The organism is Acidovorax sp. FG42, assembly GCF_057809195.1.
On sequence record NZ_JBMDJM010000016.1, the window covers coordinates 92,526 to 117,680 of the forward strand.

The 25,155-nt window shown below is 66.3% G+C and carries 22 protein-coding genes and 1 riboswitch; of the genes, 14 read left to right on the top strand and 8 right to left on the bottom strand.

The annotated features are described in order from the left end of the window. The first annotated feature begins 120 nt into the window (after positions 1-120). The 3 genes from fdxA to ACODSM_RS16780 all read left to right on the top strand — a co-directional run bounded on the left by fdxA (position 121) and on the right by ACODSM_RS16780 (position 3,046). A complete protein-coding gene (gene fdxA / locus ACODSM_RS16770) occupies positions 121-450 on the top strand; it encodes a ferredoxin FdxA (RefSeq protein ID WP_008904181.1) in 330 nt (109 codons plus the stop codon). 46 nt (positions 451-496) lie between these two features. Then, complete coding sequence (locus ACODSM_RS16775) at positions 497-1,537, top strand: NAD(P)/FAD-dependent oxidoreductase (RefSeq protein WP_488806228.1); 1,041 nt, start codon at positions 497-499, stop codon at positions 1,535-1,537. 55 nt (positions 1,538-1,592) lie between these two features. After that, positions 1,593-1,697, top strand: a riboswitch (TPP riboswitch). 68 nt (positions 1,698-1,765) lie between these two features. Beyond that, a complete protein-coding gene (locus ACODSM_RS16780) occupies positions 1,766-3,046 on the top strand; it encodes a purine-cytosine permease family protein (RefSeq protein ID WP_488806230.1) in 1,281 nt (426 codons plus the stop codon). An 81-nt stretch (positions 3,047-3,127) separates the two neighbouring features. On the opposite strand, the gene thiD is transcribed toward ACODSM_RS16780, so the two are convergent. Beyond that, entirely contained in the window at positions 3,128-3,991 is an 864-nt protein-coding gene (thiD, locus tag ACODSM_RS16785; RefSeq protein WP_476017781.1) for a bifunctional hydroxymethylpyrimidine kinase/phosphomethylpyrimidine kinase, read from the bottom strand. Positions 3,992-4,270: 279 nt separating this feature from the next. Between thiD and thiO the strand changes: the two genes are divergently transcribed. The 4 genes from thiO (at position 4,271) to ACODSM_RS16805 (ending at position 7,375) form a co-directional block, all read left to right on the top strand. Then, positions 4,271-5,404, top strand: a complete 1,134-nt coding sequence (gene thiO, locus ACODSM_RS16790; protein ID WP_488806232.1) for a glycine oxidase ThiO — start codon at positions 4,271-4,273, stop codon at positions 5,402-5,404. Continuing rightward, the gene (gene thiS / locus ACODSM_RS16795) at positions 5,401-5,598 is read left to right on the top strand and encodes a sulfur carrier protein ThiS (RefSeq protein WP_015013753.1); all 198 of its coding nucleotides are present in this window, start codon (positions 5,401-5,403) and stop codon (positions 5,596-5,598) included. The genes thiO and thiS overlap by 4 nt, the downstream gene beginning before the upstream one ends. Before the next feature lie 78 nt (positions 5,599-5,676). Then, the gene (locus ACODSM_RS16800; RefSeq protein ID WP_015013752.1) at positions 5,677-6,486 is read left to right on the top strand and encodes a thiazole synthase; all 810 of its coding nucleotides are present in this window, start codon (positions 5,677-5,679) and stop codon (positions 6,484-6,486) included. Further along, a complete protein-coding gene (locus ACODSM_RS16805; RefSeq protein WP_488806235.1) occupies positions 6,479-7,375 on the top strand; it encodes a thiamine phosphate synthase in 897 nt (298 codons plus the stop codon). The genes ACODSM_RS16800 and ACODSM_RS16805 overlap by 8 nt, the downstream gene beginning before the upstream one ends. 90 nt (positions 7,376-7,465) lie before the next feature. Here the strand turns inward: ACODSM_RS16805 and ACODSM_RS16810 are convergent, their stop codons facing one another. Next, entirely contained in the window at positions 7,466-9,688 is a 2,223-nt protein-coding gene (locus ACODSM_RS16810; RefSeq protein WP_488806237.1) for a hypothetical protein, read from the bottom strand. Between the two features lie 73 nt (positions 9,689-9,761). On the opposite strand from ACODSM_RS16810, the gene ACODSM_RS16815 reads away from it, so the two are divergent. The 5 genes from ACODSM_RS16815 to ACODSM_RS16835 all read left to right on the top strand — a co-directional run bounded on the left by ACODSM_RS16815 (position 9,762) and on the right by ACODSM_RS16835 (position 15,505). Further along, positions 9,762-11,285 carry a 3-hydroxyacyl-CoA dehydrogenase gene (locus ACODSM_RS16815; protein ID WP_422849337.1) on the top strand — a complete coding sequence of 508 codons (1,524 nt, stop codon included), beginning with the start codon at positions 9,762-9,764 and terminating at the stop codon, positions 11,283-11,285. Between the two features lie 36 nt (positions 11,286-11,321). Then, positions 11,322-12,101, top strand: a complete 780-nt coding sequence (locus ACODSM_RS16820) for an oxepin-CoA hydrolase, alternative type (RefSeq protein ID WP_488806239.1) — start codon at positions 11,322-11,324, stop codon at positions 12,099-12,101. Positions 12,102-12,327: 226 nt separating this feature from the next. Next, entirely contained in the window at positions 12,328-13,047 is a 720-nt protein-coding gene (locus tag ACODSM_RS16825) for a Crp/Fnr family transcriptional regulator (RefSeq protein WP_015013747.1), read from the top strand. A gap of 44 nt (positions 13,048-13,091) precedes the next feature. After that, positions 13,092-14,177, top strand: a complete 1,086-nt coding sequence (locus ACODSM_RS16830; protein ID WP_209819336.1) for a phosphotransferase — start codon at positions 13,092-13,094, stop codon at positions 14,175-14,177. Between the two features lie 53 nt (positions 14,178-14,230). Further along, positions 14,231-15,505, top strand: a complete 1,275-nt coding sequence (locus ACODSM_RS16835; protein ID WP_209819334.1) for an acyl-CoA dehydrogenase family protein — start codon at positions 14,231-14,233, stop codon at positions 15,503-15,505. Between the two features lie 36 nt (positions 15,506-15,541). Here ACODSM_RS16835 and ACODSM_RS16840 read toward each other — a convergent pair whose 3' ends face one another. Further along, positions 15,542-16,270 carry a hypothetical protein gene (locus ACODSM_RS16840; RefSeq protein WP_488806242.1) on the bottom strand — a complete coding sequence of 243 codons (729 nt, stop codon included), beginning with the start codon at positions 16,268-16,270 and terminating at the stop codon, positions 15,542-15,544. Between the two features lie 202 nt (positions 16,271-16,472). Here ACODSM_RS16840 and ACODSM_RS16845 point away from each other — a divergent pair, with 202 nt between their 5' ends. Further along, complete coding sequence (locus ACODSM_RS16845; protein WP_488806243.1) at positions 16,473-17,090, top strand: hypothetical protein; 618 nt, start codon at positions 16,473-16,475, stop codon at positions 17,088-17,090. Between the two features lie 97 nt (positions 17,091-17,187). Here ACODSM_RS16845 and ACODSM_RS16850 read toward each other — a convergent pair whose 3' ends face one another. The 3 genes from ACODSM_RS16850 to ACODSM_RS16860 all read right to left on the bottom strand — a co-directional run bounded on the left by ACODSM_RS16850 (position 17,188) and on the right by ACODSM_RS16860 (position 21,815). Then, positions 17,188-18,201, bottom strand: a complete 1,014-nt coding sequence (locus ACODSM_RS16850) for an asparaginase (RefSeq protein ID WP_488806245.1) — start codon at positions 18,199-18,201, stop codon at positions 17,188-17,190. 17 nt (positions 18,202-18,218) lie between these two features. Next, positions 18,219-20,771 carry a penicillin acylase family protein gene (locus tag ACODSM_RS16855; protein ID WP_488806247.1) on the bottom strand — a complete coding sequence of 851 codons (2,553 nt, stop codon included), beginning with the start codon at positions 20,769-20,771 and terminating at the stop codon, positions 18,219-18,221. Positions 20,772-20,885: 114 nt separating this feature from the next. After that, entirely contained in the window at positions 20,886-21,815 is a 930-nt protein-coding gene (locus ACODSM_RS16860) for an adenylate/guanylate cyclase domain-containing protein (RefSeq protein ID WP_209819322.1), read from the bottom strand. A 391-nt stretch (positions 21,816-22,206) separates the two neighbouring features. On the opposite strand from ACODSM_RS16860, the gene ACODSM_RS16865 reads away from it, so the two are divergent. After that, positions 22,207-22,566: a hypothetical protein gene (locus ACODSM_RS16865; RefSeq protein ID WP_343734860.1), complete on the top strand. Its 360-nt coding sequence runs from the start codon at positions 22,207-22,209 to the stop codon at positions 22,564-22,566. A gap of 85 nt (positions 22,567-22,651) precedes the next feature. On the opposite strand, the gene ACODSM_RS16870 is transcribed toward ACODSM_RS16865, so the two are convergent. Both ACODSM_RS16870 and tadA read right to left on the bottom strand, forming a co-directional pair. Further along, on the bottom strand, positions 22,652-23,635 hold the full coding sequence (locus tag ACODSM_RS16870) for an LD-carboxypeptidase (RefSeq protein ID WP_488806250.1): 984 nt from the start codon (positions 23,633-23,635) through the stop codon (positions 22,652-22,654). An 84-nt stretch (positions 23,636-23,719) separates the two neighbouring features. Then, the gene (gene tadA / locus ACODSM_RS16875) at positions 23,720-25,111 is read right to left on the bottom strand and encodes a tRNA adenosine(34) deaminase TadA (protein ID WP_488806252.1); all 1,392 of its coding nucleotides are present in this window, start codon (positions 25,109-25,111) and stop codon (positions 23,720-23,722) included. Positions 25,112-25,155 lie beyond the last annotated feature (44 nt).

Below are 25,155 nucleotides of genomic sequence, written 5' to 3' on the forward strand. Positions count from 1 at the left end.
ACTGACCCAGATCAGCCTCCGCACGCCCGAGACACCCCTTCGCAGCAAGGGGCCCTGTAACCAAAGGTCGGTGAAAGCTTCTAAAATCGAGGGTTTTCACCGACCCACACAACTCCTGTCATGACCCACGTCGTTTCCGAAAACTGCATCAAGTGCAAGTACACCGATTGTGTGGACGTGTGCCCCGTGGACTGCTTCCGCGAAGGCCCGAACATGCTCGTCATCGACCCTGACGAATGCATCGACTGCGCCGTCTGCATCCCCGAGTGCCCGGCCAACGCCATCTTTGCCGAAGAAGACCTGCCGGCCGACCAGATCGCCTTCATCAAGCTCAACGCCGACCTGGCCTTTGCCGACGGCTGGAAGAGCATCACCAAGCGCAAGCCTGCACTGCCCGACGCTGACGAGTGGAACGGCAAGCCGGGCAAGGTCAACGAACTGATCAAGTAACCCGCCGCGCGCGCCACTGGTGACCGAGACTTTGCAAGCGCCCACCATGGTCGAGACCGACGCCGTTGTCATCGGCGCAGGTCCCGTAGGCCTGTTCCAGGTCTTCCAGCTGGGCCTGCAAGGCATCACCGCCCACTTGATCGACGCCCTGCCCCATGCAGGGGGCCAGTGCGTCGAGCTGTACGGCGACAAACCCATCTACGACATCCCGGGCATCCCGGTGTGCACCGGGCGCGAGCTGGCTGGTCTGCTGCTTCAGCAGACCGCGCCGTTCAAGACCCAGTGGCACCTGAACACGCTGGTGTCCGCCCTCACCGTACAAGCGGACGGGCGCCTGCTGGTCGAAACCTCGCAAGGCGCACAACTGCTGGCCCGCAGCGTGTTCATTGCCGCCGGCGTGGGCGCTTTTGTGCCGCGCACCCTCAAAGTGGACGGCATCGAGCGGTTCGTCGGCACCCAGGTCCACTACCAGAGCCTGCCCGCGACAGTGGATGTGACCGGTCGCCACGTGGTCGTGCACGGCGGCGACGAGCCCGCGGTGGCCCGCGCGGTGGAACTGGCCGAACAAGGTCAAGCCGCCCGCGTGAGCCTGCTGCACCGCCGCGACGTTTTCCAGGCGCCTGACGCCTTACTGCAACGCCTGCAGCAATTGCGCGACGAAGGTCGCGTCCACGTCGAGGCCGCGCAGATCACCGGCATCGACACTGCGGGTGACCGCCTCACTGCATTGCAAGTCGTAGATACGGACGGCAGCACCCGCGCCCTGGCGCTGGACCTGCTGGTGGCCGTGCTGGGTATCTCCCCCCGCCTCGGCCCCATCGCCGACTGGGGCATCGCCATGGACCGCAAACAATTGGTGGTTGACACCGAAGCCTTCTGCACCAGCGTGCCCGGCATCTACGCCGTGGGCGACATCAACACCTACCCCGGCAAACGCAAGCTCATTCTGTGTGGCTTCCACGAGGCCACGCTGGCCGCCTTTGGCGCGGCCGAGGCGCTCAAGGGCGACAAGGTGGCACTGCAATACACCACCACCAGCCCGCGCCTGCACCAGTTGCTGGGCGTGGCCCCGGCCACCGCTGCCTGACTGGGCGCGCGACGGCCGCACACCACTACAATCCGCAGCGCGCTGCTTTAGCGTGCGCTATCGCTAGGGGTGTCGATGTGGGCCCGCCCGCTTCGACTGAGAGAGTCCCTTTGAACCTGATTGAGATCATCCTCGCGCAGGGAAGCAAGTCCGCCACGGCACGGCCCTGAAACATCCGGGCGCACTGGCGGACGGTCCCTGCTCTGTATCTGCTTACGGAGCCATTCCATGTCCTCATCGCCCGCCACGCACGCCACCAACGAAGCGCTGGCCCCTGTCTCCCCCGACCGACGCGTCTTTCAGTGGCATGACCATGCCTCGCTCTGGTTCAGCCTGGGCGTGGGCCTGCTGGTGATGCAGGTGGGTGCTTATCTGATGCCTGCACTGGGTACCAAAGAGGCCCTGATCGCCATCGTGGCCGGTTCCATCGTGGGTGCGGGCCTGCTGGGCTGGGTGGCCAAGCTGGGCTGCGACAGCGGCCTGGCCAGTGCCGGGCTGATGCACGCGGTGTATGGCCGCACGTTTGCCAGCCTGCCCATCATCCTGAACATCGTGCAGCTGGTGGGTTGGGGCACGTTCGAGCTGGTGGTGATGCGCGATGCCACCGTGGCCATCGGCCAGCAGTCGGGCGCCATGGCGGGAGCCCACTGGCCCGTACTGGCCACGCTGCTGTGGGGCGGCGTGGTGATGCTGCTCATCAGCGGATCGATGGTGCAGCTGGTGCGCAAGCTGATTGCACGCATTGCGCTGCCGCTGGTGGTGTTGTCGCTGCTGTGGCTGTCGTGGCAGTTTTTGTCGCTGGCACAAACGCAAGGCTTTGAAGCGCTGTGGACGCGCAAGGGCGACGGCGGCATGGGCGTGCTGCCCGCGCTCGACTTGGTGATCGCCATGCCCATCTCGTGGCTGCCACTGGTGGCCGACTACGCCCGCCATGGCAAGAACGGTGGCTCAGCGCTGCGCGGCACGTGGCTGGGCTATGCGCTGGCCAACATCTGGTGCTACAGCCTGGGTGTGCTGGTGGCACTGACCTTGCCCAGCCAGGACCTGGTGCAGGCGCTGCTGCTGGCCCAGGGCGGGCTGATTGCGCTGTCGCTGATCCTGATCGACGAGGTGGACAACGCCTATGGCGATGCGTATTCAGGCGCCGTGTCGGCCCATAGCCTGCTGCCGCGCTGGGGTGTGCGCGCCTGGGGCCTGCTGGTGGCCGCGCTGTGCACCGGGCTGGCGCTGGTGCTGCCCATGCACAGCCTAGAACCGTTCCTGCTGCTGCTCAGCTCGGTGTTTGTGCCGCTGTTTGGAGTGATCCTCGGGCGTCTGGCCTTTGGCACCGATGCACCCGCCCTGCTGGCGACAGCGCGCAAGGTGAATGTGGCGCCCGTAGCCATCTGGCTGGCCGGCATCGCGGTGTACCACCTGGCGCCCAAGGTGCTGCCTGATGCGGGCTCTGCCCTGCCCGCGCTGGCGTTCAGCTTTGTGCTGGCCTGGGCCACGAGGCCCAAGGCACACTGAACCAATCAATCACTATAAAAAGATGAGCGCTCAGCGCATGATTGACTAGCGCTTGCGCCTCAAAACACCTAAAAAGACGCTCTATGGCGCCTGAAACACCCGCTGTGCCACCGGCGCGTAGCCGTGGTTGAGGGGGCCGTGGCCCCGGCCGGTGGTGACATTCGCTCCGGCAGCAATGGCCCCCAAGATGTAGGCCCGTGCCTGTTCCACGGCCTGCTCCAGCGGTAGGCCCAGCGCCAAGTGGGCTGCAATCGCAGACGACAGGGTGCAGCCCGTGCCATGCCCGTTGTGGGTGGCAATGCGTTGTGACTGCAACCGGTGCCCCTGAGCACCACCCTGTACGGCCAGCACATCCACCACCCAGTCGCCCGGCAAGTGCCCGCCTTTGAGCAATGCCGCGCGGGCGCCCAGCCGCAGCAGGTCTTGCGCGGCCAGCTCCAGCGCCTCCACGCCTTCGATGCGACGCCCCAGCAACCATCCGGCCTCGTCCAGGTTGGGCGTGACCACCTCGGCCAGCGGAAACAGCTCTTGGACCAGCACCGCCACCGTCTCCTGGGCAATCAGCCGGTCGCCGCTGGTGGCCACCATCACCGGGTCCAGCACCACGTGCGGCAGTTGATAGGTCCGAATGGCTTCTGCCACTACATGCACCACGTCGGGCGAGTGCAGCATGCCGATCTTGACGGCGTCCACGCCAATGTCCTGCACCACCGCATCGATCTGGGCCTTGAGCATCTCGGGCGGAATGCCGTGGATGCCCGTCACCCCGCAGGTGTTCTGGGCCGTGATGGCGGTGATGGCCGTCATGCCGTAGCAGCCCAGCGCACTGAAGGTCTTGAGGTCGGCCTGGATGCCCGCGCCGCCGCCGCTGTCAGACCCTGCGATGGAGAGCACGCGTGCGTAGCGGTGGCCCGTCGAGGGCAAGGAGGTCGTCGGTGAAATCATGGCAAAAATTATGGCCTATGCGCCACGTCAAAACGGGGCACATGGGGGATGTGCTGTAATTCATTTTCCGGACGAAACAGGGGTGTCCTGCCATCAAGATGCTGTTCTTGGGCGTGTGACTGAGAAATACCCTGGGGCCTGCACAAAACCCTGTGCACTGCGACCGAAGCAGGAGCCCCGCTACCCGATCCAGGTCATGCTGGCGTGGGGAGTTTCCATCAACGGTGACCCCGTTTTGTCCATGGCCGCTTGCCACACCACGGACACACTGACGGATCTATGTCACTTCAACCTTCTTCCTTTGCCATCCTGGGCGCAGGCCTGATGGGCCGTCTGCTGGCCGTGGAGCTGGCGCGCCAGGGGCACCGCGTGGACATCTATGACGCGGGGGGCCCCGCCGCCGAGAACTCGGCCGCTACGGTGGCCGCGGCCATGCTGGCCCCGTTGGCAGAGTCCGCGATCACCGAACCCGGCGTGGTGCGCATGGGCCACCACGCGCTGACCCGGTGGCCGGAGCTGCTGGCAGGCTTGACGGAGCCCGTTTTTTTTCAGCAGGCCGGCACACTGATCGTGTGGCACCGCCAGGACGCCGCCGAAGCCCAGCGCTTTACCCGCCAGCTCGAAAACAACCAGCGCAGCCTGCCCGAGCTGCCCGCCTTGCAAAAGCTCGACAGCGGCGCCCTGGAACAGGTGGAGCCTGCCCTTGCGCACCGCTTCAACCAGGGCCTGTACCTGCCCGGCGAGGGCCAGCTGGACAACCGCCAGTTGCTAGCCGCCCTGGTGGTGGAAATGGAGCGCCTGGGAGTGCGGGCGCACTGGCACACGCCCCAGTCGCCCGAAGCATTTACCCCCGGCGCACCCGGCCAGCCAGACCGGGTGCTGGACTGCCGTGGCCTGGGCGCCAAGGGCCAGTGGAGCGCGCTGCGCGGCGTGCGCGGTGAAGTGGCGCGCATCCACGCGCCCGACGTGACGCTGCAGCGCCCCACCCGGCTGGTGCACCCCCGCTACCCCATTTACATCGCGCCCAAAGAAGACCATCTGTTCGTCATCGGCGCGACCGAGATCGAGTCCGACGACCGCTCCCCTGCGAGCGTGCGCTCCACCCTGGAGCTGCTGAGCGCCGCCTACGCCGTGCACCCCGGCTTTGGCGAAGGGCGGATTCTGGAACTGGCGACGCAGTGCCGTCCCACGCTGCCCGACAACCTGCCCGCCATCCGCCAGACCCGCCCGGGCGTGCTGGAGATCAACGGCCTGTACCGCCACGGCTTCATGATCTCGCCCGCGATGCTGGACGTGACCCTGGAGGTGCTGAACACGGGACAATCGACCCTGTCCGAACGTTTTGACCTCCGGCTGGAACTGGAGCCCACCGCCCCCGCACCGACCGGCGTTGCCGCCCCCGCATTTGCATGAACATCTCGATCAACCAAGTCCCGCACGAACTGCCCGAAGGCGCCACCGTGGCCGATGCCGTGGCCGCCATCGAAGCGCGCCCCCCATTTGCCGTGGCTGTGAACACCACCTTTGTGCCCAACACCCGCTACGCCGCCCATGCCCTGCAGCCTGGCGACCGCGTGGAGATCATCTCGCCGGTCACCGGCGGCTGAGGTAACAGTAACTCAATCAAAATGGCTGCTACCGCATACAAAACATACGCCAACAGCTATCAAAACCATAGTAATCCAATGACCACTCCGACGCCCCAAGACCCGCTGGTGCTGTACGGCCAGACGTTCGCCAGCCGCCTGCTGCTGGGCACCTCGCGCTACCCCTCGCCCGCCGTGCTCGAAGCCGCCGTGCTGCGGGCCCGGCCCGCCATGGTCACGGCCTCGCTCCGCCGCCAGGGTAGCAACCCGGCCGAGAGCGGCAGCAGCTTCTGGGAGCTGCTGCGCAAGCTCAACGTGCCCGTGCTGCCCAACACCGCCGGCTGCCACAGCGCGCAAGAGGCCATCACCACCGCACAGATGGCGCGCGAGGTATTCAACACCCCGTGGATCAAGCTGGAGCTGATCGGCGACGACTACACCCTGCAGCCCGACACGCTGAACCTGGTGGGCGTGGCCGAGCACCTCATCAAAGAAGGCTTTCAGGTGCTGCCCTACTGCACCGAAGACCTGGTGCTGTGTCAGCGCCTGGTGGACGTGGGCTGCCAGGCCGTAATGCCCTGGGCCGCCCCCATCGGCACCGGGCGCGGCCCGGTCAACCCCTACGCGCTGCAGACACTGCGCGAGCGCCTGAATGTGCCCATGCTGGTCGATGCCGGGCTGGGCCTGCCCTCGCACGCCTGCCAAGTCATGGAATGGGGCTATGACGGCGTGCTGCTGAACACCGCCGTGGCCCTGGCCCAAGACCCGGTGGCCATGGCCGGTGCGTTTGCCGATGCCGTGAGCGCCGGGCGCGCAGCCCGCCTGGCCGGTGCCATGGCCGCACAAGACGCCGCCCAGCCTAGCACCCCCGTGCTGGGCACCCCTTTCTGGCACCACGCCCATGCATGACACCACCGCCCTGGCGAACGCCATCCTGAGCCACCACGCGGCCACCTTTGCAGGGTTTGCGCCTGAGCCCGTGCCCACACCCACGTCGCAGGACCCTGTGTACCTGGCCGCGCTGCAGGCTTGCAGTCAACTGGGTTTCATCGCCCACGACGCCGAATGCCTGGCCCGCGCCTGGCAGGCGCGCGAGCTGCGCACCGGCAGCGCACAGCCCGAGCAGTGGCCCGACGAACCCCAGGACTTTGGCCTGCAGCGCCTTCCGCGCGCCCAGCAGTTTGCCGCGTGCCCCGAGCGCCTGGGCCTGTATGCCGTGCTGCCTGACGCCCAGTGGGTGGGCCGCATGGCACGCGCCGGGGTGCCAACGGTGCAGTTGCGCTTCAAATCGGAAGACGACCGCGCCATCCGGGCCGAAGTCCAGGCCGCCGTCGAGGCCGTGCAAGGCACGGGCGCGCTGTTGTTCATCAACGACCACTGGCGGGATGCGATCGATGCAGGCGCCTACGGCATCCATCTGGGCCAGGAAGACCTGGACGCACTCACTGCCGAAGAGCTGCAGACGCTCCACCGATCCGGCCTGCGCCTGGGCGTGAGCACCCATGGGTATACCGAAATGGTGCGTGCCGACGCCGTGGGGCCCAGCTATATCGCGATGGGTGCCGTGTTCCCTACGACCCTCAAAAAAATGGCTACCGCGCCCCAGGGCGTGGGCAGGCTGGGCTTGTATGCACGGCTGATGCGGCACTACCCGCAAGTGGCGATTGGCGGGATCAGCGCCGAGCAGTTCCCCACGGTGCTGGCCACTGGCGTGGGTTCCGTGGCGGTGGTGCGGGCCTTGGTCAATGCACCGGACCCTGAAGCATCGGCTGCAGCGCTCATGGCGCTGATGCGGTGATGGCTGAATAGCTCCAGCGCAGCGGCCGGGGCTTCAGCAATCACCGCGCCGCTTGGCCGCCCCTGGGGCGGTCGATGGGACGGCAACCCGCTATTTGCGGTCAGGCTTTTTCATCTGCTCCAGCTCAAGGCGAAGCTCCATGAGATCGTTCTCCATGCCAAAGCCGACCGGCTGGCCTGCGGGTGGCGGCGCCGTCACGGGCACCGGGGGCAGATCGCTCAGCGTGAGGTGGGGAGGGTCCGACAGATCCAGATCCAGTGGAATGCCCCGCGAGTCCTCGCCCACAGACGCTGAGGGCCTGGAGGGCGCAACCGGAGCGGGCGCAGGTGCCGACTCCTGCTGGGCCCTCATCGCAAATTCGAACTCCAGACTGGCGGCCAGCGAATCGAGCGGCAAGTCGTCGTGCAGCGCCGCCGCAGCGGGGGTAGGACCTGAAGGAGCGACAAGAGTTTCGGATCGGGGCGGTGCCAGCGGAGTCGTCCGCTTGCGGGGCGGCGGCGCCCCCCGTGCACTGGCAGGCGTCGTCTGCGCCACCGCCAAAAGCAGCAGCAGATCGTCATAGGCCGCCAGATCAAACGGTTCCACCGCTTCGGCGCCCGAACGACGGAATAGGAATTTCTCCAGCAAGCCCAGCACCGCAGGCGTTGTCCACTCGGCCTCGATCTCGGCCAGCGCGTCGGTGTAGTGGTACAGCATGCGGCCTGTGCGGTGAAAGCCCGCAAACTCCGGCACCTGTGCGTTGAAGAACTGCATGAACTGGGTGCGCAACTGCGCAAACTCATCCACCCGGCTGAGGGTGTGGTACAGCCTCAATAGCTCCAGGTAAGCCAGCGGCGAGGTCTCGCGGTGCTCTGCAATGTGATGCTTCAGCACCTCGATGGCCTGCTGGTGCTCGCCCACCGAGACAAAGAATTCGGCCTGCTGTTGAATGTCAAACAGCTCTTCAGGGTTGACGATGTGGGCTGCCACGGAGGGCGCCGTGGACGGGGCAGCAGCCTTGGCCTGCAACGGGGCGGGCGCACTGGCCGCAGGGCTGGTTGCCACAAAGCGTGGCTCCACCGCCACCGGGGCGGCTTTACCCAGGGGGCTTGCACCAGGCTCGGGGCCGGCTGCGGCAGCGTGGGGCTGGGTTTCTGACGGCAGCCAGGTGTCGCCAGGATGGGGCGTCAGACCCAGCGCCTCGTCATGGGCCGATGTGGCCTCAGCGCGCGCGCCCAGGGCCACCGAATCGCGCCACGACCGCACCGCCTTGTCGGACGCACTGCGCATCCGCGACCACATCCATGCCACACCCAGCAGTGCCAGGGCCAAGAGGCCTCCCAGGGCATACACCACCGTTGCAGGGAACCGCTCCTGCTCCATCAGCTCCAGCTGCTGCTGCAACTGACCGGCCGTGGCGCGGTCCTTGGCGGCCTGTGCACGCAGCGCGGCTGTGTCTGTTTCCAGGGCCTTGAGCCGTTCGCTGTCCTTTTGCAGATCTTCGGGCGCGGTGTTCAGCGACTTCCACAACGCAGCGGCCTGGGCCCGCAGGGCCGACATCTCCTCGGACGGTGCAGTGGGCAGTTGTCCGGTGGAGCGCAGTGCCACCGGGCTGTCCAGCCACGTGTCCAGTGGCTCCACCACCAGACGGGAACGCAAGGCCGGTGCAGCACCTACCGCTGATTTGCCGGGAGCCGCCGCGCCCACGCGCGCTGAAGGCCGTGGGGAGGTTGCAGCCCCTGGCGCGCTGCGGTCCGCAGACTGCGGACGCACAGCCCTTGCCGGTGCCGCCGCCTTGTCGCTGGGCCGGGTGGCCTGGGCCATGCTGGTTGCTGCTGAAGATGCGGCGGAACTGCCACCACCCACGGCAGGAGAATTCTGTGACTCCGCGCCTGTGCGGGTGGCGGCGGAGGGAAGCCGCGTCACATCCACCGGCGACGCGGAGGCAGATCGGGTCACGGTGGTCGGCAGGTCCGAAAGGAAGGTGTAGCTGCGCGTGGTCTTGCCATTGCACCCTGCAGACAGGGTGACGGTCAGTACAGGCTCATCCAGCGATACCGAGGCCAACACGCGAACGCCCGACGGACGCCCACGCACCTCGGGCAATGGGATCACGCGCACCTTGCTGTCGCTGATGGCGTTGTCGCCTGCCACCAGCTTGGCCGTGACGCAGGACGACGCGACATCGGTGCCAGGGTCGGGCTGCAACTCGAACGAGAGATCGACCGGGGAGCCCAACACCACCGTACCACTACCATTGCCCAGGGACAGCGCCGAAGCACCGGCTGCAAGCGCCCACAATCCCGGCCCAAAAATGGTGTTACGGATTTTCACAATCAATTCTGTTTTTCGGTCCGAAGGATTCTTGCACATAAGTCCCAGATAAGGCCAGAGCCATAATGCCGCTATGAAAATTCAGTTTCCCAACATCGCCATCGTGGGCACCGGCGCCATGGGCCGGGGCATTGCGCAAATTGCTGCCCAGGCCGGTAGCCAGGTTTTTCTGCTGGACGCCAACCCCGGGGCCGCCGACGCCGCCCGGGCCGCCTTGCAGGAACAATGGAACAAGCTGGTCGCCAAGGGCCGGATCGAGGCTGACCAAGCCACCGCGCTGACTGCACGGCTGCACCCCGTCACAACGGTGGCCGAGCTGGCGGCCTGCGACCTGGTGTTGGAGGCCATCGTGGAGCGGCTGGATGCCAAACAGGCCCTCTTCGTTGAACTGGAGGGGGTGGTGCGCGCCGATGCGGTGCTGGCGACCAACACATCCTCCCTGTCCGTGACGGCGATTGGCGCATCCCTCAAGCACCCGGAACGCCTGGCGGGGTTCCACTTCTTCAACCCCGTTCCGCTGATGAAGGTGGTGGAGGTCATTGCGGGCCTCAAGACCGATCCATCCATCTGCACTGCGCTGGCCGCCTATGCCAAGGCCATGGGCCACACCCCGGTGCAGGCACAAGACACCCCGGGCTTTATCGTGAACCACGCCGGGCGCGGCTTTGGCACGGAGGCCCTGCGCATCGTGGGCGAAGGTGTGGCCGACTTCGCCACCATCGACCGCATCCTGCGCGACCAGGTCGGCTTCAAGCTCGGGCCCTTCGAGTTGATGGACCTGACGGCGCTGGACGTGTCGCATCCGGTCATGGAATCGATCTACCGCCAGTATTACGACGAACCCCGTTTCCGCCCCAGCGTGATCACGGCCCAGCGCCTGGCAGGGGGCGTGGTAGGCAAGAAGGTGGGCGAAGGCTTCTACCGCTACGTGGAGGGTGTGGCCCAGGTGCCCGCCGAGGCACCCGTCCCCGTCGTCAACGACATTCCCCCGGTGTGGGTGTCCCCGCGCGCTGCGCGCCGGGCCGAGCTGTACCAATTGCTCAAGGACCTGGGGGCCACCATCGAAACCGGTCAATCGCCCTCCCCCCAGGCCATCACGCTGGTGGCCCCGCTGGGCTTTGACGTGACCACCGTGGCGGTGGTGGAGCGGCTGGACCCGGCCCGCACCATCGGCATCGACATGCTGATCGATGACGCCGCCACCAAGCGCCGCGTGCTGGCCACCAACCCCGCCACGCGCGTCGACATCCGCAACGCGGCGCATGCGCTGTTTGCGCGCGATGGCAAAGCCGTCAGCGTGATCCGTGACAGCGGCGGTTTTGTCACGCAGCGCGTGGTGGCCACCATCGTCAACATCGCCAGCGACATCTGCCAGCAAGGCATCTGCACCCCCAAGGACCTGGAGACCGCCGTGACCCTGGGCCTGGGCTACCCGCTGGGCCCGCTGGCCATGGGCGACCGCTGGGGCCCCACCAACATCCTGGAGGTGCTGTTCAACATGCAGACCGTGTACGGTGACACGCGCTACCGCCCCAGCCCCTGGCTGCGCCGGCGCGGGGCCATCGGCCTGAGCTTGAGCCACGTCGAAGAAGCCTGATCGCCCAGCACCACGGCCACCTCACCCAAGACCGCCATGCCCGCAGAACTCCAGAGCACCAGCCAGGGACAGACCCTGATCCTGACCCTCCGCAACCCCGAGCGGCGCAACGCCATCGACCCGGTGATGTACGCCGCCGGCGTGGAAGCGCTGGGTGTGGCCGAAAGCAGCCCTGACATCCGCAGCGTGGTCATCACCGGCTCGGACGGCATGTTCTGCTCGGGCGGCAACCTGCAGCGGCTGCTGGCCAACCGGCAACAGCCGCCCGAGGTTCAGGCGCAGAGCATCGAAGGTCTGCACAACTGGATCGAGACCATCCGCACCTATCCCAAGCCGGTAATTGCGGCCGTGGAAGGTGCTGCGGCCGGGGCCGGGTTTTCGCTGGCGTTGGCCTGCGACTTCATCGTGGCGGCGCGCAATGCCGTGTTTGTGATGGCTTACAGCAATGTGGCCCTGTCGCCCGATGGCGGCGCCAGCTGGAGCCTGGCCCAGACGCTGCCGCGCCAGCTGGCCACCGAAATCCTCATGTGTGGCGACCGCATCGGCGCAGAGCGCCTGCACGCAATGGGCCTGGTCAACCGCGTTGCCGAAGCAGGCAGCGCACTCGACGCGGCCCTCGCGCTGGCAGAGCAGCTCAACGCCCGTGCGCCCAATGCACTGGCCAGCATCAAGGAACTGCTGAACGAAGCCCCCCAGGCCCAGCTCACGCACCACCTGGGCCAGGAGCGCGACCACTTCGTGAAAAACCTGCACCACGCTAATGGCGGCGCAGGCATCTCTGCGTTCCTGGAAAAGCGCGTGCCGCGCTACGAATAGCGCTGCGCCTCAAACGCCTCGGCCGATCCACCATCACAGGCACATCAACCCCCGGCACGCTGCCACCCAGCGCCGGGGGTTTTTTATTGCCCCATCACGTATTTGCGATATCGCAGTGACTCGCCAACGCGCCCTTACGCGCAGACACGCAGGTGACAACCCTGACGCATTGCACAGGTCCCTGACGCGACAATGGGCCTGTTTCTAGTCACCCAAAAGACAGGCCATGGACGACCCGATTCTTACTATCGAAGAACGTGAAGCGATCAACTCCGGTCGCTGGTTTTCATCACTCTCACCTTCGCTACGCCACGACATCCTCCGATGTGCATACGTCAAACGCTTCAAGGACGGCGGCCTCATTGCCGCACGTGGGGATCCACCCGAGGAGTGGATTGCCTGCGCGCGCGGTGCGGTACGGGTGAGCTCCACCTCCATCTCGGGCAAGCAGATCACGCTGACGTATGTGGAGCCGGGCATCTGGTTTGGCGACGTGGCGATCTTCGACGGGGACCGGCGCACACACGACGCCTATGCGCATGGCGACACCACGATCCTGTGCGTGGCCAAAGCCGACTTCCGCAAGATTTTGGCCGTACACACCGAGCTGTACGAAGCCATGCTGCGCCTGCATGCGCGTCGCATTCGCCAGCTGTTCGGGCTGGTGGAAGACCTCAACACATTGCCCCTGCGCTCACGCCTGGCCAAACAGCTGGTGCACCTGGTGCGCAGCTATGGGGTGCCCAGCCTGTCGGACGGCAGCGAGATGCGCATCAGCCTGCAACTGGCGCAGGAAGAACTGGCCCAACTGCTGGGCGCATCACGCCAACGCGTGAACCAGGAGCTCAAGGCCATGGAACGCGAAGACGCGATCCGCATCGAGCCAGGCGGCCTGGTGGTGCGTGACCGCGAAGCCCTCATGCGCATCGCAGAAGCCGACAACTGAGCCGACTACCCCATCACCGACTGCACGACCTTTCATCCGCCTCCATGAGCAACTTTGACCATTTCGTCGGCACCCGCCCTGTTTCCGATCAGCATGCTTTTGACATCGAAGCGCTGACCGCATGGCTCTCCAAGAACATGGAGGGCTTTGCTGGCCCGCTGACGGTGGAGATGTTCAAGGGCGGGCAGTCCAACCCCACCTACAAGCTCATCACGCCCAGCGCCAGCTATGTCATGCGCGCCAAGCCCGGGCCCGTGGCCAAGCTGCTGCCGTCGGCCCATGCCATCGAGCGCGAGTTTGCGGTGATGAGCGGCCTGTACGGCACCGACGTACCCGTGCCGCGCATGTTTGTGCTGTGCGAGGACGAGTCGGTGATCGGGCGTGCCTTCTACGTGATGGAGTGCATGCAGGGCCGCGTGCTGTGGGACCAATCCCTGCCGGGCATGACGCCTGCTGAACGCGGTGACATCTACAACGAGATGAACCGGGTGATCGCAGCGCTGCACACCGTCAAGTTTGCGGACCGTGGCCTGGCCAACTACGGCAAGCCTGGCAACTACTTTGACCGCCAGATCGGCCGTTGGAGCAAGCAGTACGTAGCCTCCATCACGCAGCCCATCGAAGAGATGGACCGCCTGATGGAATGGTTGCCCGCCAACATGCCCGCCAGCGCGCGGGATGAGGGCCACGTATCCATCGTGCACGGCGACTTTCGTCTGGACAACCTGATGTTCCACCCCACCGAGCCCCGCGTGATTGCCGTGCTCGACTGGGAGCTGTCCACACTGGGTCACCCCCTGGCGGACTTCAGCTACCACTGCATGAGCTGGCACATTCCCGCATCGCTCGGGCGTGGCATTGCGGGGCTGGACCTGGGCGCCCTGGGCATTCCCGACGAAGACACCTACATCCGCCGCTACTGCGAGCGCACTGGCATCGCCACGCCCGAAGCCTTGCGCGCGGACTGGAACTTCTACCTCGCCTACAACATGTTCCGCATCGCCGCGATTCTGCAGGGCATTGCCAAGCGGGTAGAGGCCGGCACAGCCTCCAGCGCCCAGGCCAAGGCCTCAGGCGACACCGCACGGCCCATGGCCCAGCTGGCCTGGTCGTTTGCACAGCGCGGCTGAACACACGACGCAACCCCGGCGCCGTCCCACGATTACCAACGGAGAAGAAACCCATGGACTTTGACTACTCGCCCAAAACCAAGGAACTGCAGGCCAAGCTGCTCCAGTTCATGGATGACCACATCTATCCGAACGAGTCCGCCTACAAGGATGAGCTGGCCGCCAACACCGCCGCAGGCAAGCGCTGGAGCGCGCTGAACACCATCGAAAACCTCAAGCCCAAGGCCCAGGCCGCAGGCCTGTGGAACCTGTTCCTGCCCGTCGACAGCGCGGCAGCCTCGGGCTATTCAGGTGCGGGTCTCACCAACCAGGAATACGCACCGCTGGCCGAAATCATGGGCCGCGTGCCATGGGCCAGCGAGGTGTTCAACTGCTCCGCACCCGACACCGGCAACATGGAAACCATTGCCCGCTACGGTGACGAAGCCAACAAGGCCCGCTGGCTCAAGCCGCTGCTCGAAGGCAAGATCCGCTCGGCCTTCGCCATGACCGAGCCCGATGTGGCATCGAGCGACGCCACCAACATCGAGACGCGCATCGAGCGCCAGGGCGACGAGTACGTGATCAACGGCCGCAAGTGGTGGATCTCCGGCGCCGCCGACCCACGCTGCGCAGTGTTCATCACCATGGGCAAGACCGACCCCGAAGCCCCCCGCCACTCGCAGCAGAGCATGGTGCTGGTGCCCGCTGACACCCCCGGCATCAAGATCATCCGCCCGCTGAACGTGCTGGGCTACGACGACGCGCCGCACGGCCACGTCGAGATGACTTTTGAGAACGTGCGTGTGCCCGTCTCCAACATCCTGCTGGGCGAAGGCCGTGGCTTCGAGATCGCCCAAGGCCGCCTGGGCCCCGGACGCATCCACCACTGCATGCGCCTGATCGGCCTGGCCGAACGTGCGCTCGAACTGATGTGCAAGCGCGCGTCCTCGCGTGTGGCCTTCGGCAAGACCGTGGCGCAGCAGACGGTGACGCAAGAGCGCATTGCCGAGGCCCGCTGCAAGATCGACATGGCCCGCCTGCTCACCCTGAAGGCCGCCTGGCTGATGGACGTGGCCGGCAACAAGGTCGCAAAGACCGAAATCGCCATGATCAAGGTGGTGGCCCCCAGCATGGCCTGCCAGGTCATCGACTGGGCCATGCAGGTGCACGGCGGTGGCGGCATGTCTGACGACTTCCCACTCGCCTATGCCTACGCCGGTGCGCGCACCCTGCGCTTTGCCGACGGCCCGGACGAAGTGCACCGCAACGCGATTGCCAAGTGGGAACTGGGCAAGTACGGCACCTACGGCCGCGACGCCGCCGTGCCGGTCACACGCGGTAGCTGACGCTCCACGGCACAGGACACGGGACCCGCAGAAGCCCTACTGCGGGTCTTCAGCGTCTTCCGTCGGCCCGCCTGCGGCCGCAGGCGGCGGCAGGTTGTTCAATGCCCCCTGGGCAGCCGCCAGCAGCAATTGCGTGGCCTGTGCGATCTCCGTCAGGCTGCGCTGCGTGTGCTCCATGCGCAGGTACACCTTGCCGCGCACCAGCATCAACAGCAGCGGCGACTGCGCCCGCACGGCCCCGCCCTCGCCTTCCACGATATTGAGCAACTGGGACACCACCGGCGCATGGATCCAGCGCTGTGCGGTCTCGACGCGCTCAGCCACCACCGCAAAGTGCTGGCGAAACGAGGCCGGCAGCCCCGGCCAGGTCATCTCTTCAAACATGGCCAGCCAGCGCATCTCCTCGGGCAGGCTGGCGTTCACCGTGGTCTGCAGGGTGTCGGTGATGGCGTTGTAGGCATTGCCCTCCAGCGACTCCTGCAAGGGACGGTTGAGCACCATCACCGCCGCGTCAGGGTCCACCCCCAGGTCGGCCCGCCCCCGCAACTCCAGGCCGCGCACGTAGTCGCGCGTGGGGTTGCCACATTCCAGCCGCCACGGGTGGCCGTTCAGATCGCCCCCCAGGTCAAAATGCCCGTCCACCGCCTGCGGCACCACCGCCAGGCGCTGGGTGGCCGCCCAACGCACCACCTCCTGGTTGGACACGGGCCGCGCGGCATTCGGGCCGCCGGGCAGATGTAGCGCTTTGCGAAGACGGTCAAACATGGCGATTCGAAGCCACAGGCTTTGCGGGAGTCACGGATGCAGGCATTATTGGTGGCATTGGCCGCTGCAGCAAACTGGACCGACACCTTCTGTGAGCTTGTTCACTCTGACCGCAATAAACTGCGGGGAGCGGCGGGCGTGGCGACTGCCTGGGGGGCGGTCAATGGCTGCGAAGTAAACAGCCCACACACCACTCTTCTCCATGGACCGCAGACGTGCCCTGATCACCCTGTCTGGTGCGCTAGCCGCACCGGGGACTGCCCTGGCGCTGCCAGACGACGCATCGGCCCGGGTGCGCCAACTGGTGCGCTGGTCCACTGCAACGGCCGATCACCAGGGCTTGCCATTTGCCGTGATCGACAAGCCTGCCGCGCGCATCCACGTGTTTTCCGCACAGGCCCAATGGCTGGGCAGCGCACCCGTGCTGCTGGGGGCCGCTGCGGGTGACCGCTCAGCCCCGGGCATCGGGGCCAAGCCCCTGGCCCACATCCGCCCGCACGAACGCACCACCCCTGCAGGCCGCTTTGTGACCGAGCCCGGCCGCAACCTGCAGGGTGAAGACATTGTGTGGATCGACTACGACGCTGCCGTCTCACTGCACCGGGTGCGCAGCGTGAGCGCCGCTGAGCGCCGCCTGCAGCGCCTGGCGAGCCCCGGCGCGCGGGACAAACGCATCAGCTACGGCTGCGTGAACGCACCTGCCGCGTTCTACGACCAGTTCATCGCGCCTTGGTTCGGGAGGGCACCGGGGGTGATCTACGTGCTGCCGGACACCGAGCCTTTTGCTACATTTTTTGAAGCAGCTAGCGCATATGAATAGTGCGCTAGCAGCCCATTTGATTCAATATTTTTGCCTAATACGGCTTGGGCTCATGCGCTGGCACTTCCGGCAGTAGCCACGCATATGCCACCCCAGCTCAAGCTGTTGTGCGCTGCAGGCGAAAGACAGGCTGGCGGCCGCCCACCACCAGCCCCTTGGCATTGCGAATGACGGCGTTTCTGCGAGGCGCCAGGGCCTCCTGCTGGGCTGCATCCAGCCATCCCAGCTGGTCCATCACCTCCACGGCAGCCGCCACCTGCGCCACCATGTTGCCGTCCATGATCTTGAGGGCAAAGGCCTCGCCACGGCTGCGGCTGCCCACCACCTGCACCCCGTCGGCTCCGGTCTTCGAGACCCAATCGCCCCGCCCCGCCCGCATGAAATCCAGATCATGCCGCCCGGTGCCGGAGCCCAGCTCCGGGCGTTGCACCATGGCGTCGGCCAGTGCGGTCAGGCTGTGGTCCAGATCCGTGTCGGGCGCCCCACCCGCCAGGCGCGCATAGCCCCGCGCCAGGTGCGCGAGCGGCATGGCGTAGTTGGGGGCGGAGCATCCGTCGATGCCCATGGCCAGTTGCTCGGGCGCCAGCCCCACGGCCTGCGCCACGAGGTTACGAATCGCCCGCTGCACCGGGTGCGCAGGGTCCAGATGGTTGTCGAGTGGCCAGCCCTGCTGCACACAATGGGCGACAAAACCTGCGTGTTTGCCGCTGCAGTTGTTGTGGCGTTCGTCCGGCACAAAGCCGTCTGGCAGCGAACCCAGCCCCAGCTCGGCAAACAGCGGCCGGTGGCAGCCGCAGCGCAGGGCGCGGTAGTTCTGCCCCACACTGCCCAGCATGCGCTCGACCTGCTCGACATGCATGGCCTCGCCGTTGTGGCTGGCACACAGCAGCGCCAGTTCATCCGCGCCCCAGCCCAGCGCCTGGGCGCCGCCGGACTGCATGAATGGCAGGGCCTGAAATGCCTTGATGGTGGAGCGCGTGAACGTGACCGTGTACGGGTCGCCCACCTGCGCCAGCACACGGCCGTTGCGGTCGGCTACCGCCACGGCGCCCCAATGCTGGCATTCGGCGAGGTGGCCCCGGGTCACCTCGATCAATGGAACAAAACCCATGGTGATCTCCAGCGTGGTTAAGGCGCTGCCGGTGCGGGGGCCAGCGTCAACTCATGGGCCCAGCTTGCAGGCTGGCGCTGCAACGCGCGGTAGCCCGTCTGCGCCCAGGTGCTGCTCATATCGCGGTAACGTGGCGAAAACACCAGGCCGCTTTGCCCGGTCTGGTAGATGAAGCGCGACTGTTCCAGGTCGGCCAGGTCGTACACCGCGCGCAGCGATGCGGCATGGCGGTTCACAAACGGGCCCTTGGCTTCGCCCGCGTTGTACTGCCCCACGTTGACGGTGTAGGAGTCGCCATGCGATGGTTCGCTTACGTCAAAAAAGCGGGCCAGCGCGGGCACATTGCCAAACGGCCGGTGCACGCTGAGTGCCGGATGCGCCGCGCCCCAGCGCCATTGCGCGGGATCGGCGCCGTAGGCCGCCTGCAGCCGACCGAGCGCACGGCCCAGGGCTGCGGCCGACTGCTCTGCGCACGAGGAAGGTTGGCACCACCAGGAGTCGTTGCGCTCCAGGATGCCCTCCAGCGCCGCCCGGTAGTCGCGTTTGCCATAAGTAGCGGTGAACCGCGCCTCGCCAATGCGCGGCACGATCAGGCCACGCGCCAACTCGTCGGTCCACGCGGCAAACACCAGGGGCGCTGCCTTGCCTGCATCCATCACGCCGTCAAAGCCCTTGAGCTGCTCTTGCGCAGCCGCTGCCAGCGGGTGCGATGACTTGGCCTGCTGGAGGTAGGGCAGCAGCTTGCGCGTGGCCAGTGAGGTCACATCGCGGTGGATCGCCTGCATGCTTGCGGCATCGTGCTTGTCGGTGGCCTCGATCAGCTGCGCAATGCGTTCGTAGCGGTAAGGCAAGGCCCAGTCTTGGGTCAGGTAGTGGGGATAGTCGGGCGCCGTCACCCGCTGGTTGGCGGTGGCTATCCAGCCCCGGGCGCCGTTGTCCTCCGGCGTCTGGTCGTACGGCAGCCAGCCCTTCCAGTCGTACCGGGCGTCCCAGCCCGGTGACGGCGCCACGCCCCGGATGTCGTTGGCAGGGTCTCGCACGGGCGCGCGGCCTGCGGCCTTGAAGCGGATGTTGCCCTGGTCATCGGCCGCCACCACGTTCTGCATCGGCGAGTGGTAGTGCGACAGGGCCGCGAACAAGGCATCCACCGATTTCGCCTGGTTGGTCTGCAGGCCCGCCAGCACCGTCTGGTTGTCGGCATCGAGCGCGCTCCAGCGCAGCGCCAGCACGTATTTGCCGAGGTCCAGCACGTCGGCATGCGACTTCTGCGCGTCGCTCAACACGGGGCCGTGCCGCGTGCTGCGCACCTTCAGGGCAACATCGGCCTGCCCTTTCACGCGGATGGTTTCGTTACGCACCGTGAAGGGCGCCCAGCCCTCGGGCGTGCGGTACTGCGACGCGTCGGCGGGGTTGATCTGCTCCAGGTACAGGTCCTGCACGTCCGGGCCCGTGTTGGTAAAGCCCCAGGCCACTTTGTCCGTGCGGCCCAGCACCACGAAAGGCATGCCGGGCAAGGTGGCACCCACCGCATCGATGGCGCCCATGGGGGTGCCGTCAGACGCCTGGCCTGCCGGTGCCTGCAAGCCCGCAAAGTACCAGATGGCGGGTGCCGACAGGCCCAGGTGCGGATCGTTGGCCAGCAGCGGTTTGCCACTCACGGTGCGGGTGCCCGCCAGCACCCAGTTGTTGCTGCCCTTGCCCTCGTTGGTGCCCGCATTGCGGGTCAGCTCGTCGGCCCAGGCCAGCATGCCGGCACTGATCTGGCGGGACAAAGGCCCTTCACCCAGCGCGGCAGTTGCAGCCTCCCGATCGGCCGACGCTGTGGCCGCGGACGGTGCAGCAGAAGCGTTGGCATCGGTGGCGCGGTACACCCCCAGTTGCCGGTACAACGCGGCCAGGTCGGCCGAGGCTGCGGGGCGCTCGCCCGGGTACGGTGGCATCAGCTGCCACAGGCGCTCGGTGTCCAGCGTTTTGGCGATGGACAGCCGCGCAAACTCGTTGCCCCAGTTGCCGCCCAGGTCCAGCGCCATCATCAGCGCCCAGCCCACGCTGTCCTCGGGCTCCCACACGGCACCGGTGGCCCCACCGGGCTGAACGCCCAGGATGTGGAACTCCGGCGGCAGCGCCTGGGGGCGGTTCTGGTGGAAGGCGTGAATGCCTTGGCTGTAGGCCTGCAGGGCCTCCCGGGCATACAACGGCAGGCCTGCGTACTGCCGCTTGGCCGTGCCCATGATGTCCAACGTGCGCATGAGTTTGTCGGTCTCCAGCGTGGCGGGCCCGAACACCTCGGACAGCTCGCCATGCATCACGCGGCGGTTGAACTCCAGCTGCCAGGTGCGCTCCTGCGCGTGCACGTAGCCCATGGCAAACCAGGCATCCTGCGGGCTCTGCGCGCGGATGTGGGTCACATCGGCGCCATCGCGCTGCACCTGTACGGCCTGGCGCAGGCCCTTGACCGCCAGCTTGCCATCCAGCGTCGCAAAGCTGCGCTGCACATACACGGCAGCCCCCGTGCCAGCCAGCAAGGCCGCCACCACCAGCCCGACGGCCGTTCGCTTCATCCACGCCATGTCTCGTGTCTCCTGATTGTTCTGGGTTGTTTGTATTGGTTGGGAAGTGAAAAGGGCTGCACGCTGACCAGAAGCCCGCCGCACGGCAACAGCCATCGGCCCTGGCCCAAGGCCTCAGCCCAGATGAACGCTGGTGCCAGACACCTGGAAGTTCATGACCGGTGCACTGGACTCGGTGAAGGGAACGCCCAGTGCAATCTGCCCCGTGCCATGCAGGATGCAGGCATCGCGGCGCAGCCGCACAGGCGAGTCGCTGCCGTCAAACCGCACCCAGGTGCCAAAGCTGCTCATGTCGGTCAGCACAAAGCCGCTGTTACGCCAGTCGATGCGCGCATGCAGCCTGGAGACGCGGGGGTCATTGATGCACAGCTGGGCATGGGTGGCACGCCCCACATGCACGGGCGCATCCGACGAAGTGAACGACATGTCCACGCCATGCCAGGAAAACTGGATCTGCCCCAGGATGGAATCGGCCGGCGCAAAGCTGCTGACCAGCGCCGCCTGCATGGTGAGTGAGTCAGGCTCTTCGTTCTCGCGCCATTCCACCTGGTAAAGCATCTGCAACTCGGCCTTGCCACGGATCTCCATGAGGCCGAGCTTGCGGTACCACACATCGGCCGCCGCCCCTGCCAGCAGCACCGCTGTCTCGGTGGCCCATATTTCGGCGGGGCCCGCGCGCTCACACAGGCGGGAGGCCACATTGACGGCATCGCCATAGCAGTCGCCGTCCACATCGACTACCTCACCACTGGCCACCCCCACACGGATATCCATGCGCAGCGGCTGCGGCCACCGGTCCAGGCGCGCCTGGTGCTGGCGCAGCATGTGGGTGGTGGCGGTGACGGCACTGGCCGCGTCACCAAACACGCACAGCACCCCGTCGCCCAGCTTTTTGACGACGCGGCCCGCATGTGCCTCGATGGTGTCACTGATCCACTGCGTGACCTGAGTCACCGCCTCGGTGGCCCGCTCGTTGCCCAGCGTTTCATACAACGAGGTGCTGCCCGAGATGTCGGCGAAGACCACCGTCGACAACACACTCATGAACGATGGCCGATAAGTAACATCATGTGAATCAGTTTAGTGCAAGCTCAACGAAGACGCACCTAACAAAGCGTCAACAATCCTTTGCCAGGGTCTTTGCAAGCCAGAGAGGCCTGCCGCCGCGACCCGGCCATCGGTTCGGAGGCGCTCTATGAGGGTGCTGGAGCGGCCACCTTCCAGCGCTCCCACCCTCGCCTTTGGCTGCACAACGGCTCGGCCGCCCCAGCCACACTTGGACCCCGCGAACATTCGTGCGGAATGCGTAAAAGTTCGCAACAAACCGGGGCATCGTGTTGTCTTTATGCAAAAACAGGAGCGCCACCCTTGCGTCAATCCTTAGTCCCGCTTACTTTGATCGACCCTGTTACAAAAACCGCACTTCCCTCCGCACATGCGCTGGAACAAGCCCAATCTCCGCAACAACCTGCACGACCTGCTGGGCCGTGACAAGCCGTCTTCGACGGCGTGGGTGCGCGACCAGGGTCTGGAAGAAGTGCGGCGTGCCATGCTGCACAGCCTGATGGGGCTGACCGGGTGCGAAGTGGCGCGCATGAACATGCGCCTGCGCTACGCGGGCGATATTGAAGCGCTGTGGTACCTGCGCAGCGATTTGCTCGACACGCTCACCCTGCTGCGCGGCGAGGCCACTGCTCAGACGGTGCTGGACCGGATCACGCCGATGTTCCAGGGACAGTTGCCCCTGTCGCTGCGGGTGCCGCAAATGCCGCACGCACCCCGCGCGCACTTGTGACATTCTGAGATTGCGGCCCTGAGTGCCTGGGCCCGTTCACGTTTGGCACCACGGTCAGGGCCGCCCCAGCGAAGGCCCTACCCCCTCAGTGCTGGTGCCCCCAATAGATCAGCGCATCCCGCTCTTCCACAGACAACGACACCATAGCGCCCACAGGCAGAAGCACCTTGGTCTCGACATGCCCGAACGGCAGGTTGGTCAGCACGGGCGCCTTGATCTGGGTGCGCAGCCAGTCCACCACCGACTGCAGCTTGTAGCCCTTGTCGTGCGGTGCCAGCTTGAAGTTGGTGAACTGCCCCAGTACCACGGCTTTCTGCTGGGCCAGCACACCGGCGTGCAGCAGCTGGGTCAGCATGCGCTCAACGCGGTAGGGATGTTCGTGCACATCCTCCACAAACAGCACCCCACCCTTGACCTGCGGGAAGTACGGCGTGCCGACCAGCGAAGCCAGCACCGCCAGGTTGCCGCCCCACAGGGTGGCGCTTTTCACATAGACGTTGGGCACAGCAGGCTTGCCGGTAGTGGCATGGGGCTTTTCCTTGTGCATGCGCCAGCCCGTGCCCTCGCCGTGGCCGGTCAGCAGGTCGTCAAAGCAGGCTTCCATGATGTCGTCGGGCGCGCCCTCCACCCCAAAATCGGCCCCCAGTGAGGGCCCCGCCCAGGTGGTGGCCCCGGTTTTGGCCAGCACGGCAAGCTGAAAGGCGGTGAAGTCGCTCACGCCCACAAAGTGGGTGCCCTTTTCGATGGCCTTGGCCACCGCCTTGTAGCGGATGCCCGGCAGGATGCGGGTGAGGCCATAGCCCCCGCGCGAGATCAGCGCCACATCGGCGCCACTGGCCGCCGCACGGTGGATGGCGGCCAGCCGGGTGGCGTCGTCGCCCGCAAAGCGTGTGTGTGTGGCCAGCGCGTCCACATCCACCTCCACCTCATGGCCCTGGGCCTTGAGGCGGGCAATGCCCCGCTTGAAGGCGGCCTTGTCGCGCACTGCACTGGAAGGCGAATAGATGTAGATGTGCTTGGGACCGTGGTCGTGGTCGCACTGGGAGTGGTCGTGATGGTGGTCGTGCAAAGCGCTCAGGCCCCGGTGGGGCCTGCTCCGTAAACAGGGGGGATGCCCGGTGCCCCATGCCGTCATGGGGCGCCAGCGGGCACATCAGTGCGTGAAGTATTCCACAGCCTGTGCAGCAATGGCCTCGCCATGCTCCTGAACAAAATGGCCCGCATGCGGCAGCACCACCGGCTCGGGGCATCCACGGATGTGGTGTTGCAACGCCCGCATGGTGGGCAGCCCCAGCACGGGGTCTTGCGCCCCCACCACCATCAGGCTGCGGCCTTGCCACCGGTGCTGCCAGAAATCGCGGGCTGCACGCGACAGCGCCGCACCGGCGTCATCCAGAGCGGCAGGGACACGGTCAGGGAACGCACGCAGCGCAGCCCGGTAACCTTTGTCCGGAAAGGGGGCATCGTAGGCTGCGCATTCCGCAGCGCTCAGGTGCGGGTTGCCGCGTGCCAGCAGGCGCCCTACCCCGTACAGCGGCTTGTCCCGGCACATCGCACGCCAGTCCACAAAGCCCTGGGGCAACGGTGCATCGCCTGTGGCCAGCAGCGTGTTCATCACCAGCAGGCCGCCAAACCGCTCGGGCATCGCCACGGGCAGCGTGAGGCCCAGGATGCCGCCCCAGTCCTGCACCACCAGCACGACATTGCGCAGGTCCAGCCGCTCGATCAGCTCCAGCAGCACCTGGCGGTGCCATTCGAACTGGTGCGCACCTTCCTTCTTGGGCTTGTCGCTTTTTCCAAAGCCGATCAGATCGGGCGCCACCACGCGGTCGCCTGCAGACAGAAAGGTGGGCAGCATGCGGCGATAGAGGTAGCTCCAGGCCGGGTTGCCATGCAGGCACAGCCAGGTGCGGCGTGCATCGCGGGGGCCTTCGTCCAGGTAGTGCAGGCGCAGGCCCGCCAGACTGGGCAGGTCGCTGATGTAATGGGGAGCCCAAGGGTAGCCGGGCAGGTGGGCAAACGCCGCATCGGGCGTTCGCAGGGCGTCGTCACGCAACGGGTGGCGGGCCAATGCCTCGGCGCGCTGCTGGCGGCGGCGCTGCGCAAAAAAGTGGCTCAGCAGGTCGCCACATTCTTCGGCCAGCACCCCGCCCTGCACCTCGGTCTGGTGGTTGATCTCGGCATGCCCAAACAGGTTGAGCACCGAGCCTGCCGCCCCCGTCTTGGGCTCCATCGCACCAAACACCACCCGTGCCAGGCGGGCATGCAGCATGGCGCCACTGCACATGGCGCAAGGCTCCAGCGTCACATACAGGCTACAGCCGTCCAGCCGGTAGTTGCCCAGGCGCAGCGCCGCGGCACGCAGGGCCACGATCTCGGCATGGGCCGTCGGGTCGTGGCCTTCCACCGGGGCATTGCGGCCAGTGGCGATGACCTGGCCGTCCTTGACCACGATGGCGCCCACGGGCACCTCGCCCGCGCTGGCAGCGGCTTGCGCCTCGGCCAGGGCCAGTCGCATCCAGTGCGCGTCGTCGGCCATCTTCATTACTATATTTTCAATAGCAACCAAGGCATGAAATATGAGCGCTT